14 protein-coding genes are annotated in these 14,825 nt (G+C 68.4%); 4 read left to right on the forward strand and 10 right to left on the reverse strand.

The features are described from left to right. Nucleotides 1–9 precede the first annotated feature (9 nt). From AB0E63_RS02145 to AB0E63_RS02160, 4 genes are read left to right on the forward strand one after another with little or no spacing between them, the layout of a single operon-like run. A complete protein-coding gene (locus tag AB0E63_RS02145) occupies nt 10–1,026 on the forward strand; it encodes a LacI family DNA-binding transcriptional regulator (protein ID WP_360359944.1) in 1,017 nt (338 codons plus the stop codon). Further along, complete coding sequence (locus AB0E63_RS02150; RefSeq protein WP_360359947.1) at nt 1,027–2,622, forward strand: FAD-dependent oxidoreductase; 1,596 nt, start codon at nt 1,027–1,029, stop codon at nt 2,620–2,622. Between the two features lie 48 nt (nt 2,623–2,670). Then, on the forward strand, nt 2,671–3,510 hold the full coding sequence (locus tag AB0E63_RS02155) for an alpha/beta hydrolase (protein WP_360359950.1): 840 nt from the start codon (nt 2,671–2,673) through the stop codon (nt 3,508–3,510). A gap of 1 nt (nt 3,511) precedes the next feature. Further along, a complete protein-coding gene (locus AB0E63_RS02160; RefSeq protein ID WP_360359952.1) occupies nt 3,512–4,045 on the forward strand; it encodes a dihydrofolate reductase family protein in 534 nt (177 codons plus the stop codon). Between the two features lie 187 nt (nt 4,046–4,232). On the opposite strand, the gene AB0E63_RS02165 is transcribed toward AB0E63_RS02160, so the two are convergent. The 10 genes from AB0E63_RS02165 to AB0E63_RS02210 all read right to left on the reverse strand — a co-directional run bounded on the left by AB0E63_RS02165 (nt 4,233) and on the right by AB0E63_RS02210 (nt 14,597). Then, nucleotides 4,233–4,589: a hypothetical protein gene (locus AB0E63_RS02165; protein ID WP_360359955.1), complete on the reverse strand. Its 357-nt coding sequence runs from the start codon at nt 4,587–4,589 to the stop codon at nt 4,233–4,235. Nucleotides 4,590–4,703: 114 nt separating this feature from the next. Further along, nucleotides 4,704–6,167 carry a P-loop NTPase fold protein gene (locus AB0E63_RS02170; RefSeq protein WP_360359958.1) on the reverse strand — a complete coding sequence of 488 codons (1,464 nt, stop codon included), beginning with the start codon at nt 6,165–6,167 and terminating at the stop codon, nt 4,704–4,706. 82 nt (nt 6,168–6,249) lie between these two features. Continuing rightward, on the reverse strand, nt 6,250–6,786 hold the full coding sequence (locus tag AB0E63_RS02175; protein WP_360359961.1) for a DUF664 domain-containing protein: 537 nt from the start codon (nt 6,784–6,786) through the stop codon (nt 6,250–6,252). Between the two features lie 354 nt (nt 6,787–7,140). Continuing rightward, nucleotides 7,141–8,124, reverse strand: coding sequence for a porphobilinogen synthase (hemB, locus tag AB0E63_RS02180; RefSeq protein ID WP_360359964.1), 984 nt, complete (start codon nt 8,122–8,124; stop codon nt 7,141–7,143). A 1-nt stretch (nt 8,125) separates the two neighbouring features. Then, entirely contained in the window at nt 8,126–9,793 is a 1,668-nt protein-coding gene (locus AB0E63_RS02185; protein WP_360359967.1) for a uroporphyrinogen-III synthase, read from the reverse strand. 92 nt (nt 9,794–9,885) lie between these two features. After that, the gene (gene hemC, locus AB0E63_RS02190) at nt 9,886–10,767 is read right to left on the reverse strand and encodes a hydroxymethylbilane synthase (RefSeq protein ID WP_360359970.1); all 882 of its coding nucleotides are present in this window, start codon (nt 10,765–10,767) and stop codon (nt 9,886–9,888) included. Next, complete coding sequence (locus AB0E63_RS02195; protein WP_360359972.1) at nt 10,764–12,047, reverse strand: glutamyl-tRNA reductase; 1,284 nt, start codon at nt 12,045–12,047, stop codon at nt 10,764–10,766. Before AB0E63_RS02195 ends, hemC begins: the two co-directional genes overlap by 4 nt. Further along, complete coding sequence (locus AB0E63_RS02200; RefSeq protein ID WP_360359975.1) at nt 12,044–12,799, reverse strand: redox-sensing transcriptional repressor Rex; 756 nt, start codon at nt 12,797–12,799, stop codon at nt 12,044–12,046. The genes AB0E63_RS02195 and AB0E63_RS02200 overlap by 4 nt, the downstream gene beginning before the upstream one ends. A gap of 116 nt (nt 12,800–12,915) precedes the next feature. Then, nucleotides 12,916–13,152 (reverse strand): glutaredoxin family protein, encoded by a 237-nt coding sequence (locus AB0E63_RS02205; RefSeq protein ID WP_360359978.1) that lies wholly within the window; start codon nt 13,150–13,152, stop codon nt 12,916–12,918. Beyond that, complete coding sequence (locus AB0E63_RS02210) at nt 13,149–14,597, reverse strand: AMP-binding protein (protein ID WP_360359981.1); 1,449 nt, start codon at nt 14,595–14,597, stop codon at nt 13,149–13,151. Before AB0E63_RS02210 ends, AB0E63_RS02205 begins: the two co-directional genes overlap by 4 nt. Nucleotides 14,598–14,825: the final 228 nt, after the last annotated feature.

Raw genomic sequence — 14,825 nt, forward strand, 5'->3', positions numbered from 1 at the left:
GGTCGGACGATGCCGGACAAGGCGACCAGACTGACGCAGCGCGATGTCGCGCGGCTGGCGAACGTCAGCCAGACGACCGTTTCGCTGGTGCTCAACAACCGTAGTGACGCGACCGCCCGGATCCCGGCCGAGACCCGGGACCGGGTGCTCAAGGTGATCCGCGAGACCGGCTACCAGGCCGATCCGCTGGCCCGCCGGATGCTCAAGCAGCGCAATCAGATCCTCGGGGTGTTCACCTACGAGTCGGTGTTCCCGAGCGCGAGTGGCGACTTCTACCACCCGTTCCTGGCCGGGATCGAGGACTGCGCCGAGCGACTCGGCTTGGACCTGCTGCTGTTCACCAGCGCACCGGTCACGTCCGGTCGACGCCGGATCTTCCACGAGAACAACCGCCTGCGCATCGCTGACGGCTGCCTCCTCCTCGGTCGTGACGTCCCCGCCGACGAGCTGGCCCGCCTCATCGCCGAGGACTACCCCTTCGTCTCCGTCGGCCGCCGCAACAATGCCGGCGGCCCAGTCCCCTACGTAGGCGCCGACTACACCACCGCCACCCGCCTGATGGTCGAGCGAGTCGTGGCCCTCGGGCACCGTCAGTTCGCGTACGCCGGGCCGGGCGTCGGTGCGGAGTCCTCAGCCGATCGCCTGCGTGGCTACCACAAGGCCGCAGGCCCCAAGGCTCTCCACCTAGCAGCCGGCGATCACCTGCTCGACTCTCTCCTTGATCGCAACATCACCGCGGTGTTTGTGGAGGAGCGGGCTGATGCCGCGGCGCTGGTGGCGGCGGCTTCTGCTCGTGGGGTTGACGTGCCTGGGGAGTTGTCGGTGGTGGCGTTGGGTGATTCGACGCGGCCGGTGGCGAGTGACATCGACTTCACCGGTTTCCACGTGCCGCGGCGCGCGATGGGGCTGCGGGCGGTCGAGCTACTCGAGGCCATCCTGAGCGGCACCGCCACCGAGCGCCAGCTCCTCCTCCCGTGCGAACTCACTGACGGAACCACCCTCTCCCCGCCCAGCAAAGGTGTGTAAATGCATACGGATGTTCTCGTGGTCGGCGGCGGGCTCGGCGGAGTCGCCGCGGCCCTGGCTGCGCTGCGTTCCGGTCGCTCGGTCGTCCTGACCGAGGAGTTCGACTGGCTCGGCGGGCAGCTGACAAGCCAGGCCGTCCCGCCGGACGAGCACACCTGGGTCGAGCAGTTCGGCGTCACCGCGTCGTACCGGGCATTGCGAGACGGGATCCGCGAGTACTACCGCCGCTACTACCCACTCACCGCCGCGTCACGGGCGACCGCGCAACTGAATCCGGGCGCTGGGTATGTGTCGAAGCTCTGCCACGAGCCGCGGGTGGCTTTGGCCGTCCTCGAGGGAATGCTCGCGCCGTACCGGGCGGGCCGCCGGCTCGAGGTGCTCCAGCCTTACGTACCCGTGGCCGCGGAGACCGATGGCGATCGAGTGACCGCAGTGACCGTGAAGCATCGCGACACGGGCGAGCAGTTGACCGTGACAGCGCCGTACATCCTCGACGCGACGGAGACCGGTGAGCTGTTGCCGCTGACGGGGACGGAGTACGTCACCGGCTTCGAAGCGCAGAGCGAGACCGGTGAGCCGAGCGCTCCGGGCGAGGCGCAGCCGATGAACATGCAGGCGGTGTCGTACTGCTTCGCGATCGATCACGTCGACGGCGATCACGTCGGGGACAAGCCGGCCAACTACGCGTTCTGGCGGAACTACCAGCCCTCGTTCTGGGGTGATCGGCTGCTGTCCTGGACCGCACCGAACCCGCGCACGCTGGAGAGCTCACAGCGGACGTTCACGCCGAACCCCGACGACGACCCGCTCGGCGTGGTCGCCGACCAGCGGTTGACAGGTGGCGACACCAACCTCTGGACGTTCCGCCGGATCGCGGCCCGCCGGCACTTCGAGCCGGGTGCGTACGCCAGCGACATCTGCCTGGTGAACTGGCCGATGATCGACTACTTCGAGGGCTCCGTCATCGACGTACCGGACGCGGACAAGCACCTCGCAGCGGCGAAAGAGCTGTCCCAGTCGGTCTTCTACTGGCTGCAGACCGAGGCACCCCGGCCCGATGGTGGCGCCGGCTTCCCTGGACTGCGGTTGCGGGGCGATCTGCTCGGATCCACCGACGGGCTCGCGCAAGCGCCGTACATCCGGGAGTCCCGGCGGATCAAAGCGGAGTACACGGTCGTCGAGCAGGACCTGTCGGTCGCGGTGCGCGGCGAGCGAGGCGCGGTCGAGTACGACGACAGCGTCGGGGTCGGCATGTATCGCATCGACCTGCACCCGTCGACCGGCGGGGACAACTACATCGACGTGGCCGGCAGCCCGTTCCGGATCCCGCTCGGGTCGCTCATCCCGCAGCGCGTCGAGAACCTGCTGCCGGCGAACAAGAACCTCGGCACCACCCACATCACCAACGGCTGCTACCGCTTGCACCCCGTCGAATGGAATATCGGCGAGTCCGCGGGCCTGCTCGCCGCCTTCTGCCTGGAGCACCAGGTCAGCCCCCGCGCGGTCCGCAACACCCCGGCGCTGCTCAGCGAATTCCAGTCCAGACTGGTTGCCGACGGCGTCGAACTCGGCTGGCCGGACGTCACCGGCTACTGACCCCGTGCCGCGCGGTGTGGTCTACTGCGCGAAAGGGGGTGAGTGCGGATGGCTACGGCGCGGGAGCTGGGCGAGGTCGAGATCGCCAACACCTCCGGGCGACCGGTAGTGGTCTTCGTCCACGGGCTGTGGTTGCTGGCCGGGAGTTGGCTGCGCTGGCGGGAGAAGTTCGAGGCGGCCGGGTACGCAACGGTCACGCCGGGCTGGCCGGACGACCCCGAAAGCGTGGGCGAAGGGCGGGCGAATCCTGAGGCGTTCGCGGGGAAGTCGGTCGGCGCGATCACCGAGTACTACGCGGACATGCTCTCGCGGCTGGAGAGCAAGCCGGCGATCGTCGGGCACTCGTTCGGCGGGCTGATCACGCAGAAGCTGGCTGGGATGGGACTCGCGGCGGTGTCGGTCCCGATCGATCCGGCGCCGGGTCGCGGCGTACTGCCGTTGCCGTTGTCGGCGCTGCGCGCGTCGTTCCCGGTGCTGCGGAATCCGGCGAACCGGCACAAGGCGGTGATGCTGACCTACCGCCAGTTCCGGTTCGCTTTCGTGAACGCCGTACCGGAGGACGAGGCGCACCGGCTGTACTACGAGTTCCCGGTGCCGGGGGCCGGGTTGCCGCTGTTCCAGGCGGCGGGTGCGAACTTCAACCCGGACAGCGAGACGTCGGTGGACCGGGCCGCGGCGGACCGTGGGCCGATGAAGTTCCTCTCCGGGGAGAAGGACCACACCGTGCCCTGGGCGCTCACGAACGCCGCCTACCAGAAGCAGCGCGTCAATTCGGCTGTCACCGAGATCGAGGAGCTGCCCGGTCGCGGCCACTCCCTGGTGATCGACTCCGGCTGGGAACCGGTCGCCGACGCCGCTCTCGCGTTCATCCGCAACCATCACTCCTAAGATGTGCACTGTGAGTTTTCATGCGGCTGTGTTCATCGCCACCAGCCTCGACGGGTACATCGCGCGCCCCGACGGATCGATCGACTGGCTCACCGAGCGCGGCGAGCAGGCCGGCGACACGGGGTACGACGAGTTCATGGCGTCGATCGACACCGTCGTACTGGGGCGCAACACCTACGAGAAGGTGCTCAGCTTCGACTTCTGGCCGTACGAGGGCAAGCAGGTCGAGGTGCTCAGTACGACGCTCGACCCGGACGCCGACGAACGCGTCATCGTGCACCGGACCCTGGACGGCCTGGTCGAGACCCTGAACGACCGTGGCGCCCAGCGCGTCTACGCCGACGGCGGCGCCGTCATCCAGACCTTCCTCCGCGCCGGCCTCCTGAACGAACTCACCATCACCACAGCCCCCGTCCTCCTCGGCGCCGGCATCCCCCTCTTCGGCGACCTCCCCGCCGACATCCCCCTGACCCACAACGCCACCCGAACCCTCAAAGCCGGCTTCACCCAATCCGACTACACCCTCCCCCGCTAGCCCGCTCTCCCGCCGCCGGACGTGGAGGCCTGGGGCAGGAAGTGGGGACGCCGGACCGGATGTGGGTGCCTCGGACAGGAAGTGGGGACCTGGGACAGGCAGCGGGGGTCTGAGACAGGCAATAACTTGTTCTAGGCCCCGAGTTCCCCTCCCAACACCCGACGAGCAGGAGGCGTTTCACCAAGTGTCACGGCGATCCCGGCCGCGGCGGTGTGTGCCGCCAGCACTCGTCGAGCACATCGAGCCGAGCCCGGAGCCGCCGAGCGTCTCGCCGCGGGAGATTCCCCTCGACGACGTGCAGGATCGCCCGAACTTCCAACACCGGCGGGCAACACTCCCAGATCCCACAGCCTTCGTAGCGCGGGTCGTACAGCCGATGCGCAGGATCCCGGACGAAGCGTTCCCAGTGGTCGATCGCCTCGCGCACCTGTCCCGGCTGCAGCCGGGTATTCTCCAGCCGAGCGATCACCACCCGCCCGTGCGGCGACAGACCAGGCAGGTTGGAGATACGGCTAGTCGTAGGAAGACCAGTGGTCTTCGTCATGTGCACACGCGCGGCAAAGTTCGCGCGGAGTTGAGCCGGACGCCTACGCGGCATCGGCCTTTCTGTTGCTCAGCATGGACGCATCGTCCCACAGACCGCCCGCCGAGCGGCCAGTTACAGGGCTGCGTTGGGTAGGGTTCGGCCCGAGACTCTGAGGGCGTCTCGATTGGTTTGGTCGCGCAGGGCCGGGAAATCTTCGATCAGCTGGACGGCCTCGGGGAGGGCCTTGGTGAGGTAGAGCGACGTACCGGACAACCAGCGCCCCTCGACGTCCTTGACCTCGAAGCGGACTACGGTCTTGCCGATGCGCACCCGGTGGTACGGGAGCTCCTTGTGGTTGTAGATGTCCGCCGCCCGCGCCGACTCGGTGAACCCCCGCTGTGCGAGCGTCGCGCGGATCTCCGCGGCCGCCGCCGTCCGCACCTCCTGTGCGCTGCTGGCGTTCGAGGCATACTCCCCCGTCTGGTAGCCGCTGTACGGCTCGGGCTGAGCCACCGACTCGGTCAGATGCAGCACCGCCCGCAGCTCCTCGACGCGAGGCGCCGGCGCGAAGAACGCCTTCGCGTACCTGGCGAGGTCAGCCTGATCGGACTGCAGTGCCGCCAGCGGATCATCGTCGTCCGCATAGACGGCATCCGTCAGGTCCTGGTACTCCGCCGGCCAGCGAAGCTGCAGCCCGACCAGCCCAGCGATCAACCGAGGGTTCGTGGACACCGCGCGGATCCCCGCGATCCGCAACAGCAGCAGGAACGAGTTGATGAATCTCTTCACCTGCCGCGGATTCGCCGCCAGCCCCATCGTCGCAACATCGAACGCAATGCTGCCGAACTCATCGGGGAGCGCATCCTTCGGCGGCGCCCACCCCGGAACGAGTTCCTGTAGGAACAACTCCGGCTGAATATCCAGCCGTGGCACCCGGAACGGGACCTGGACCATCTTCTCGATAAAGACATGCCCGGACGCATGCGGGTACTTCGCGGTCACCGCGCGTACGAGCACGTCGTAGTCCAGCGCCAGTACGAACACGAACCCCGGCACGTCCAGGACCAGGTTGATCGCTTCGAGCAGCGACACCACCTTGTCAGGCGAGCAGCGATCCAAGTCGTCGACAAGGACGACGATGCGACGTCTCCCGAGCGCTCCGGCGATCGCCTTCAGATCCTGGTACGGGCGTACGTACGCCGAGTCGAGCGCCGCCGCATATCCCTCGTCGGAATCAGCCGGAGCGAATGCCGCTCCCGGATCCATCTTCAACGGCCCAACACTGATCGTGATGCTGCGAACCACCGACGCCAGCGCCGAGCGCACCTTTTCGGTGAGCTTCTTGTCGGAGAGCTCCGGCGTCGCGTTGTAAATCGCGTTGAGCATGGGGACGACGATGTGATCGGCGCGTTCGTACCGCCAGGCGTCGAACATCACCGTCAGCACGCCATCGTCCTTCGCCAACTCGGCCCGGATGGCATTCAGCAGCGAAGACTTGCCGCTCCCCCACGAGCCGTAGATCCCCACCGTGAACTGCGGCGGCGACCCACCGCGAACAGCGGACGCAATCGCTTCCGCATAAGCCTGAAACCCCATCGACGGTTGCTCGCTAGGAGTATCCGCGACGATCGGCAACAAATCACTCGGCACGACTGATCCCCCCTCCCGTCCCATACTGTCAACGAGGATCGTTGCCGCTCAACCCATCGACAGCCTCCCGCAGCACATCGGCGTGGCCGGTGTGCTTCAGGTACTCCTCGAGCAGGTCGATGAGGATCCGGCGGCGATTCTTGATCCACGCTGGGTCCGCGTCATCAACCTTCACGTCAAGGCCGCCGTCCGCACTCATCGTCGCCCAGGCGGTTCGGGACCGTTCGACACTGCCATACCAGAGCCCGTACAGCTCCTGCGGATCGTCGGTGACCGCGGATTCCCAGCCCCACTCGTCGTTGCCGACCCAGTCGCGTACGTCCCACGGAGGACCGAGGGGTTGATCGGCAGCCAGCGCAGTGAATCCGTCCTCGACGAACGCCAGGTGTTTGATCAAACCGGCCAGAGTCATCGTCGACGGAGGATGCTGCCGGCGCAGTTGCTCGGCGTCCAGCCCACCCGTCTTCCAGGCGAACTGCCGCCGTACGCGATCCAGCGCGAACTGCAGCATCTCCGCCTCATCGCCGCGCAGACACTCAGTCAGCGGAATGTCTGTCCAATCCATGGCCACTCACCGAAGCACCAACCGGAACGATGTCGAGGATCTTCCCGGGAGGGCGTCGAACGGTGCCGAGCCAGTTCGTAGCCAGGGTGAGAGATCGGCAACGCGCCGTCGGTTCACCACCGCAGATCGTCACCATGCCCGTCACCTGCTTCACGATCGTCCTGTGGCTTCGAGAGTGGCCTCTGACTGGTGGATCGGGGCGGCTCGCTCGCCGAGTCGTGGACTGAGGCGGCTGGCCCGCTAGCCCAGTCGTGATCCGTGGTTGCCGACACGCCGATTCCGTCAGCCCGGATCCACGACTCGACGGCTGGGCTGGGTAGGGACGTGGATTGGCTGAACGGCAGCGCGCGTGGTTCAGCGGTGGTTGAGGAGGTGGACGGCGTCCGTGGCCCAGTAGGTGAGGATTGTGTCGGCGCCGGCTCGGCGGATTGAGGTCAACGTCTCGAGGATTGCGCGGTCGCGGTCGATCCAGCCGTTGGCGGCGGCGGCCTCGACCATCGCGTACTCGCCGGAGATGCTGTACGCGGCAACGGGTACGTTCACGTGGTCGCGGACCTGGCGGATGATGTCGAGGTAGGCCAGGGCGGGCTTGACCATCACGATGTCGGCGCCTTCGGCCACGTCGAGGTCGACCTCGCGGATCGCGTCGCGGGCGTTGGCGTTGTCCTGCTGGTAGGTCTTGCGGTCACCGGTCAGCGAAGAGTCCACGGCCTCGCGGAACGGACCGTAGAACGCCGACGCGTACTTCACGGCGTACGCCAGGATCACCGTGTCCAGGAACCCGGCCGCGTCCAGCGCCGTACGCACGGCCCCGACCTGACCGTCCATCATCCCGGACGGCCCGACGACATGCGCACCCGCGGACGCCTGCGCGACACCCATCTCGGCATAGATCGCAAGAGTCGCGTCGTTGTCCACGCGACCAGCAGAATCGAGTACGCCGCAATGCCCGTGCGACGTGAACTCGTCCAGGCAAAGGTCCGACATCACCAGCAGCGCATCACCCACCTCCGAAACAGCGTCCCGGATCGCGACGTTCAAGATGCCTTCAGGATCCAGCGCACCGGACCCGACCGCGTCCTTCACCTCAGGTACGCCGAACAGCATGACGCCACCGAGTCCGAGCTGAGCCGCCTCGGCGACCGCCTTCCGCGCGGTGTCGCGGGTGTGCTGTACGACGCCCGGCATCGACGTGATCGCGATCGGCTCGCGAGCGCCTTCCCGGATGAACATCGGCAGGATCAACTGCCGCGGCTCCAGCGTGGTCTCCGCGACCAGTCTGCGCACCGCCGCCGACGACCTCAGCCGCCGTGGCCTCACTTCCGGGAATCCAGGCATCTCAGCTCTTCCGACGAGAGCCCGAGCGTCGCTCGGACGGACGGGTGACCGGTTCACCGGCCTCGATCATGGTGTCACGCCGGTCGGCGCCGAAACGAGCGAGTGCGTCGGCCAGCTCCTCGGCGGACGGCGACTCGGCCATCGCGTCGACCCGCAGCCCGTGCTCCTCGGCCGTCTTCAGCGTGGCCGGGCCGATCACCGCGATCACCGTCGACGCGTGCGGCTTGCCGGCGATGCCGACCAGGTTCCGCACGGTCGAGGACGAGGTGAATACGACCGCGTCGAACTTGCCCGACTTGATCGCTTCCCGCGTCGGCGCGGGCGGCGGGGCGGCCCGGACGGTCCGGTACGCCGTGACGTCGTCGACCTCCCAGCCGAGATCGGTCAGTCCCGCGACCAGCGTCTCGGTGGCAATGTCCGCACGCGGCAGGAACACCCGGTTGATCGGGTCCAGCACCTCGTCGAACGGCGGCCAGTCCTCGACCAGCCCGGCGGCGGACTGCTCACCGGACGGGACCAGGTCCGGACGGATGCCCCAGGCACCGATCGCCTCGGAGGTCTTGTCGCCGACCGCGGCGATCTTCAGGCCGGAGAACGCCCGCGCGTCCAGGCCGTACTCGTCGAACTTCTCCCGGACCGCCTTGACCGCGTTGACCGAGGTGAACGCGACCCATTCGTACCGGCCCTCGACCAGGCCGCGGATCGCCTTGTCCATCTGCTGCGGGTTGCGCGGCGGCTCGACCGAGATGGTCGGGACCTCTTCCGGCATGGCGCCGTACCGACGCAGGCGGTCCATCAGCGGACCGGCCTGGTCCTTGGTGCGCGGCACCAGGATCCGCCAGCCGAACAGCGGCTTGGTCTCGAACCAGGACAGCGCCTCGCGCTGCTCGACCACCGAGCCGACCACGATGACGGCCTCGCCGGTCACCTTGGCCGCGCGCAGGTCGGCGACGATCGTCTCCAGCGTGCCGATCACGCTGGCCTGCGCGGTCGTCGTACCACCGACCGTCGCGGCGACCGGGGTCGACGCGTCGAAGCCGGCCTCGACCAGCGCGGCGACGGTGTCCTTGAGGACCTCGGTCGCGTTCAGCAGTACGAGTGTCTGCTTCGGGTGCAGCCGGGTCAGGTCGAGCTTGGCCTCGGCCAGGTCGACCACAGTGACCTCGCGGTCCCCCTTCATCGTCAGCGGGATCCCGGCGTACGTCGGGACCGCGCTGACCTCGCTCACCCCCGGCACGACGTTGAACCCGATGCCGGCCTTCTTGCACGCGGCCGCCTCCTCGGCGCCGCTGGAGAAGGTGAACGGGTCGCCGGTCAGCAGGCGTACGACGTTCGCCGCGGACTTGGCCGTCTTCACCACGAGCCGGGCCCGGGCGGCGACCTTGAGCGCCCTGCTGCCCTCGGCACCGGAGCCGTCGATCACCTCGACACCTGGCTTGCAGAAGGTCAGGAAGGGGTCGTGCTCGGGGCCTTCGACCACCACGGCGTCGGCATTCGCCAGCACGTCGCGGCCGGCCAGCGTCAGCAGGGACGGGTCACCGGGCCCGACGCCGACGAACGTGACGTGGCCGAGCGGTCTGGTCTGTTTGACCGTGCTGGTGGCAGCGGCTTTCGCCGGCACCTTCTGAGGTGTCGTGGATGCTGCGGTGGCTGTCTTCGCGCTACTCACGTCTGCCTTCGCCCTCGTCCTCGATCTACTGCTCGTCTTGTGGCCGCTGTCGTGCGCCGTCCTGTGGGCGGCCGTCGTTCCCCGTGCCGCTGTCATGTCCGCTCCAGCAATTCGTTCGCCAGCGCTTTGCCTACGGACTCCGGGTCGTCCACCGACCCGTTCGCGGAGAGCCGCCGGACGCCGTCGTCCTGGCCCAGCGCGCCCCGCAGCCACAGCTCGGGGCCGTCCTCACCGTCGACCACCTCGGCGAGCGCACCGACCGGAGCCGTGCACCCTGCTTCCAGAGTGGCCAGCAGTTGCCGTTCCGCTGTCACCGCCGCCCGGGTGGACGGGTCGTCCAGCGGCGCCAGTGCGGCCAGCACCTCGGTGTCGTCCGCGCGGCACTCGATGCCCAGGGCACCTTGTCCCGGCGCGGGCAGGACCTGGATCGGGTCCAGTGTCTCGGTCACCTCGGCGAGCCGTCCCAACCGGGACAACCCTGCCCTTGCCAGCACCACCGCGTCCAATTTGCCATCAGCCACCATCGCGATCCTGGTGTCCACGTTGCCGCGGATCCCGGTGCATTCCAGGCCCAGGCCGAGCGCGTCGAGCTGTGCGACGCGACGCGCGGCCCCGGTGCCGACCAGGGCACCGTGGGGCAGCTCGCCGAGCGTCAGTCCGTCGCGGGCGACGAGGACGTCCCGCGGGTCCTCGCGGACCGGGATCGCGCCGAGCGTCACACCGTCGAGCGGCGTGGTCGGCAGATCCTTCAACGAGTGCACAGCGATGTCGATCTCATGAGCCAGCAGGGCGTCGCGCAGTGCGCTGACGAAGATGCCGGTGCCGCCGATCTGCTCGACCGGGGCACGGTTCACGTCACCGGTCGTCGTGATCAGGACGAGCTCGACCTCGTGACCGAGCGCCCGCAGCTGGTCGGCGACGAGCTCCGACTGCGCGGTCGCGAGCTTGGACCGTCGGGTGCCGAGGCGGATCATGCCTGCTCACTTCCGCTCGACTTGGGAGTGGTCACCGCGTCCACCGTCGCCTGATCGAGCGCGAACAGTTGCCGCAGTGCATCGGCGTACGTCGGGCCACCCGGATCGGCCGCGAGTTCCTTCACCCGGACCGTCGGGTTGTGCAGGACCTTGTCGACGACGCGGCGGATGGTCCGGGCGACCTCGTGCCGCTGGGTCTCGTCCAGCCCCGGCAGCTTGCGCTCCAGCCGGGCCAGCTCGGAGTCGACCAGCTCGGTTGCCATCGTCCGCAGCGCGACCACGGTCGGCGCGACCGACGCGGCCCGCCGGGTGGCCTCGAACGAACCCGTTTCCTCGCCGACGATCCGGCGAACCTCGTCGATGTCGTGCTCGCTGCCGCCCGCGGTCCCGGCCAGGTCGGCGAGGGTGACCAGCGTGACGCCGGGGATCCGCGCGGCCTCGGGCGCGACGTCCCGCGGCAGGGCGACGTCCAGGACGCCGAACGGCCGCCCGTCCGCCGCGTTCCGGATCATCTCCTCGGTCAGTACGACGCCCCGCGCGCCGGTGCACGATACGACCAGGTCGGCGTCGATCAAGGCGTCCGGCACGTTCGCGAGCTGGATCGCCGTACCGCCGACCCGCTCGGCCAGCGCGACCGCGCGCTCATAGTTGCGGTTGGCAATGGTCACGCTCGTGGCGCCACCGTTGATCAGGGTCTGCGCGGCCAGCGACGCCATCGAGCCGGCGCCGACGATCAGTGCGCGGCGGCCCTCGAACCCGCCGACCGCCTCGAGTCCGGCTGAGACGACCGAGCGTCCGGCGGAGTCGATGCCGGTCTCGGTGCGCGCCCGCTTGCCGACCCGCAACGCGTGCTGGATCAGGGCATTGAGATCGGTGCCGATCGTCTCCAGGTCCTGGCCGACGCGCAGCGTCTCCTTCACCTGGCCGAGGATCTGGCTCTCCCCGACGATCATCGAGTCGAGTCCGACCGCGACCTGGAACAGGTGCGCGACCGCACCTTCCTCGAAGTGCACGTAGAGGTGCTCGGCCAGGTCCAGCAGCGGTACGCCGGTGATGTCGGACAGGATCGCGGTGACCTCGTCCATGCCCGCGTGGAAGCGGTCGACGGTCGCGTAGACCTCGGTCCGGTTGCAGGTCGCGAGCACCGCGGACTCCGCGACGGCGGGGGCGTGCTTGACGGTCAGGGCCAGCTTGGTCGCCGCGTCCGGGTCGAGCGCCACCCGCTCGAGGACGTTGATGTCAGCGCTTCGATGACTGATGCCGACGACCAGGTAGCTCATGCCCCGACACCTCCGCCCACACTCGGCAGATCGGTCAGACCGTTCATCGCTGGTAGTTCGGGCACCTGGGGGAGCGCCGCCTCTCCGGACTTTCGTTGTTCGTGGTACGCCAGGATCTGCAACTCGATCGAGAGGTCCACCTTGCGGATGTCGACGCCGTCGGGCACGGACAGCACCACCGGCGCGAAGTTCAGGATGCTGGTCACCCCGGCGGCGACCAGCCGGTCGCACACCTCCTGGGCCGGACCGGCGGGGGTGGTGATGACGCCGATCGAGACCCGATCGGTCTCGACGATGTCCTCCAGCTCGGCGAAGTCGCGGACCTCCATGTCGCCGATCCGCTCGCCGACCAGGTTCGGATCGGCGTCGAGCAGGGCGACGATGCGGAATCCGCGCGTACCGAAGCCGGAGTAGTTCGCGAGCGCGTGACCCAGGTTTCCGATCCCGACGATGACCACGGCCCAGTCCTGGGTGACACCGATCTCGCGGGCGATCTGGTAGCGCAGGTACTCCACGTCGTACCCGACGCCGCGGGTGCCGTAGGAGCCCAGGTAGGACAGGTCCTTGCGGAGCTTGGCCGAGTTCACGCCGGCCGCGGTCGCCAGATCCTCGCTCGACGCGGTGGCGATACCGCTGTCGGACAGCGCGGTCAGGGCCCGCAGGTACACCGGCAAGCGCGCGACAGTCGCCTCGGGGATGCCGCGTTCGGTTCTCGTCGGCGGGCCGGGGCGACGGCTGCTGGCACGCGTCACAATTCTCCTGGGAACGGTAAGTCCAGGCCGCGGTCTGACGGCCGGCGGCCGCTTCTTACTCTAGGAGCTTGTGAACGTGAGAACAAAATCGGCGGACCACGGCGTGACCGAGAGCACTAACCGGCGAGGGCCTTCCGGAGCCTGACCGGGTCCACCCGCCAGAAATCGTGCTGCTTCCCGTCCACGAAGGTGACCGGGATCTGCTCGCCGTACTCCGTGAACAGGCGGTCATCCTGAGTGATGTCGACCTCGGTCCAGTCCACTCCGAGCTCGGCGCAGACCGCCTGGACGACCACGCGGGCGTCGTCGCAGAGATGACAGCCGGGTTTGCCGTACAGCGTGACGCGGCTCATCGGGGGGGCTCCCGGAGCCGGCCCTTGGCGACCTTGCCGGTCACCGAGTGCGGCAATTGGTCGACGACCTCGATCTCGACCGGACTCTTGAACCGGGCCAGCCGCGTCCCGGCATACTCCCGGACTGCTGCGACGTCCACGGTCGTATCCGCCTTCGGTACGACGAACGCCTTCACGGCCTCGCCCGTCTCCTCGGACGGTACGCCGATGACCGCGGCCTCCTGAATGCCGGGAGCACCGACGAGCACATCCTCGACCTCGCTCGGGAAGACGTTGAAGCCGGACACGATGATCAGCTCGCGCAGGCGGTCGACCAGGAAGAGGTCGCCGTCGGGGTCGAGGAAGCCGACGTCGCCGGTGCGGTACCAGCCGTTCGCGTCGGGGCCGTCCACACCGTCCGGCCAGTAGCCGGAGAACAGATTGCCGCCGCGGATCAGGATCTCGCCGGGGTCGTCGCCCTCGACGTCCTCGCCCTGTTCGTCGGCGATCCGGAGCTCGACGTTCGGCAGTGCGCGGCCGACCGAACCGGGCTTCGGCTCGGCCTCGCCCAGTGTCGTGGTGACACCTGGGGACGCCTCGGTCAGGCCGTAGCCCTGGTGCACGAACAGACCGCTGGCCTGCTCGAAGCGATCCGCGAGCGCACGATCCAGGGCCGACGCGCCGGTCAGGACGACCTTGACGGTCCGCAGCGCCTCGCGCAGATCCGGCCGGGCCACGAGCGCGTGGAGCGCCGGCGGGGCGAGCGGCAGCCGCGTCACGCCGTACTGGCGGATCAGGTCGATGGTGTGCGCGGGGTCGAACCGCCGGTCGATGATCAGGGCCGCGCCGGTGGCGACGGTCCATCCCAGCACGGCGTTCAGGCCGAACGCGTGGAACATCGGCAGGACGCCCAGGACGACGTCCTCAGGCCCCATCCGGTCTTCGCCGAGCTCGGAAAGATTCCGCACGTTGGCGGCAAGTGCCCGATGGGTGAGCATCGCGGCGCGCGGATCGCCACTGGTTCCCGACGTATAGAGCAGAACCGCGAGGGTCTCTGGGTCGATCGACGGAAGTAACGGAGCGTTACCGACGAGCTCGCCGGGCGCGACCGTTCGAATCCCCTCGATCTTGTCCGCGAGATCGGCGTCGGCGACCGCGATCCGTGCTCCGGAATGCTCCGCGACGGTCGCGATCTCGGGCGTGGTGAGGCCGGTGTTCAGCGGTACGGCAACCAGTCCGGCGCGCAGAATCCCCCAGTAGGACGTGACGAATTCGATGCTGTTGGCAACCAGTAGGACCACCCGGTAGCCAGGCACCAGGCCGGCCGCGGCGAACCCTTGCGCGGCCCGGTCGACGGCCTGGTCGAGCTCGCCCCAGGTCAGCCGCCGATTCCCGTCGACCAGCGCCAGACGTTCGCCGTGACGTTGCGCTGTGTCACGAAGAATGTCCGCGAAATTCAAGTTCACCAGGTGAGTCTGTCATGCGGCGGGTGCCGTCCGAGATCAACCGGCACGCTGGAACGGTTGCAGCAGAGCGTGACGACAGATATACAAGTGAACTCGTGGGTCCGATTCTGCTGAACCTCACACTGCAGAAGCCGGTCCGCGTGGGGTGACCATGCGCGATGAACCCCGACAGCAGGCTGCGCCGCTTCGCGGGGGCAGTCCGCTGGCGCATTCGCAGACGTTCGGACC

The sequence above is a fragment of the Kribbella sp. NPDC026596 genome, from assembly GCF_040638415.1.
Lineage (GTDB): Bacteria > Actinomycetota > Actinomycetes > Propionibacteriales > Kribbellaceae > Kribbella.

Coding starts and splice junctions, on each gene's coding strand:
- AB0E63_RS02145 (WP_360359944.1), top strand. CDS start 10: ATGCCGGACAAGGCGACCAGACTGACGCAGCGCGATGTCGCGCGGCTG.
- AB0E63_RS02150 (WP_360359947.1), top strand. CDS start 1,027: ATGCATACGGATGTTCTCGTGGTCGGCGGCGGGCTCGGCGGAGTCGCC.
- AB0E63_RS02155 (WP_360359950.1), top strand. CDS start 2,671: ATGGCTACGGCGCGGGAGCTGGGCGAGGTCGAGATCGCCAACACCTCC.
- AB0E63_RS02160 (WP_360359952.1), top strand. CDS start 3,512: ATGTGCACTGTGAGTTTTCATGCGGCTGTGTTCATCGCCACCAGCCTC.
- AB0E63_RS02165 (WP_360359955.1), bottom strand. CDS start 4,589: ATGACGAAGACCACTGGTCTTCCTACGACTAGCCGTATCTCCAACCTG.
- AB0E63_RS02170 (WP_360359958.1), bottom strand. CDS start 6,167: ATGGGGTTTCAGGCTTATGCGGAAGCGATTGCGTCCGCTGTTCGCGGT.
- AB0E63_RS02175 (WP_360359961.1), bottom strand. CDS start 6,786: ATGGATTGGACAGACATTCCGCTGACTGAGTGTCTGCGCGGCGATGAG.
- hemB (WP_360359964.1), bottom strand. CDS start 8,124: ATGCCTGGATTCCCGGAAGTGAGGCCACGGCGGCTGAGGTCGTCGGCG.
- hemC (WP_360359970.1), bottom strand. CDS start 10,767: ATGATCCGCCTCGGCACCCGACGGTCCAAGCTCGCGACCGCGCAGTCG.
- AB0E63_RS02195 (WP_360359972.1), bottom strand. CDS start 12,047: ATGAGCTACCTGGTCGTCGGCATCAGTCATCGAAGCGCTGACATCAAC.
- AB0E63_RS02205 (WP_360359978.1), bottom strand. CDS start 13,152: ATGAGCCGCGTCACGCTGTACGGCAAACCCGGCTGTCATCTCTGCGAC.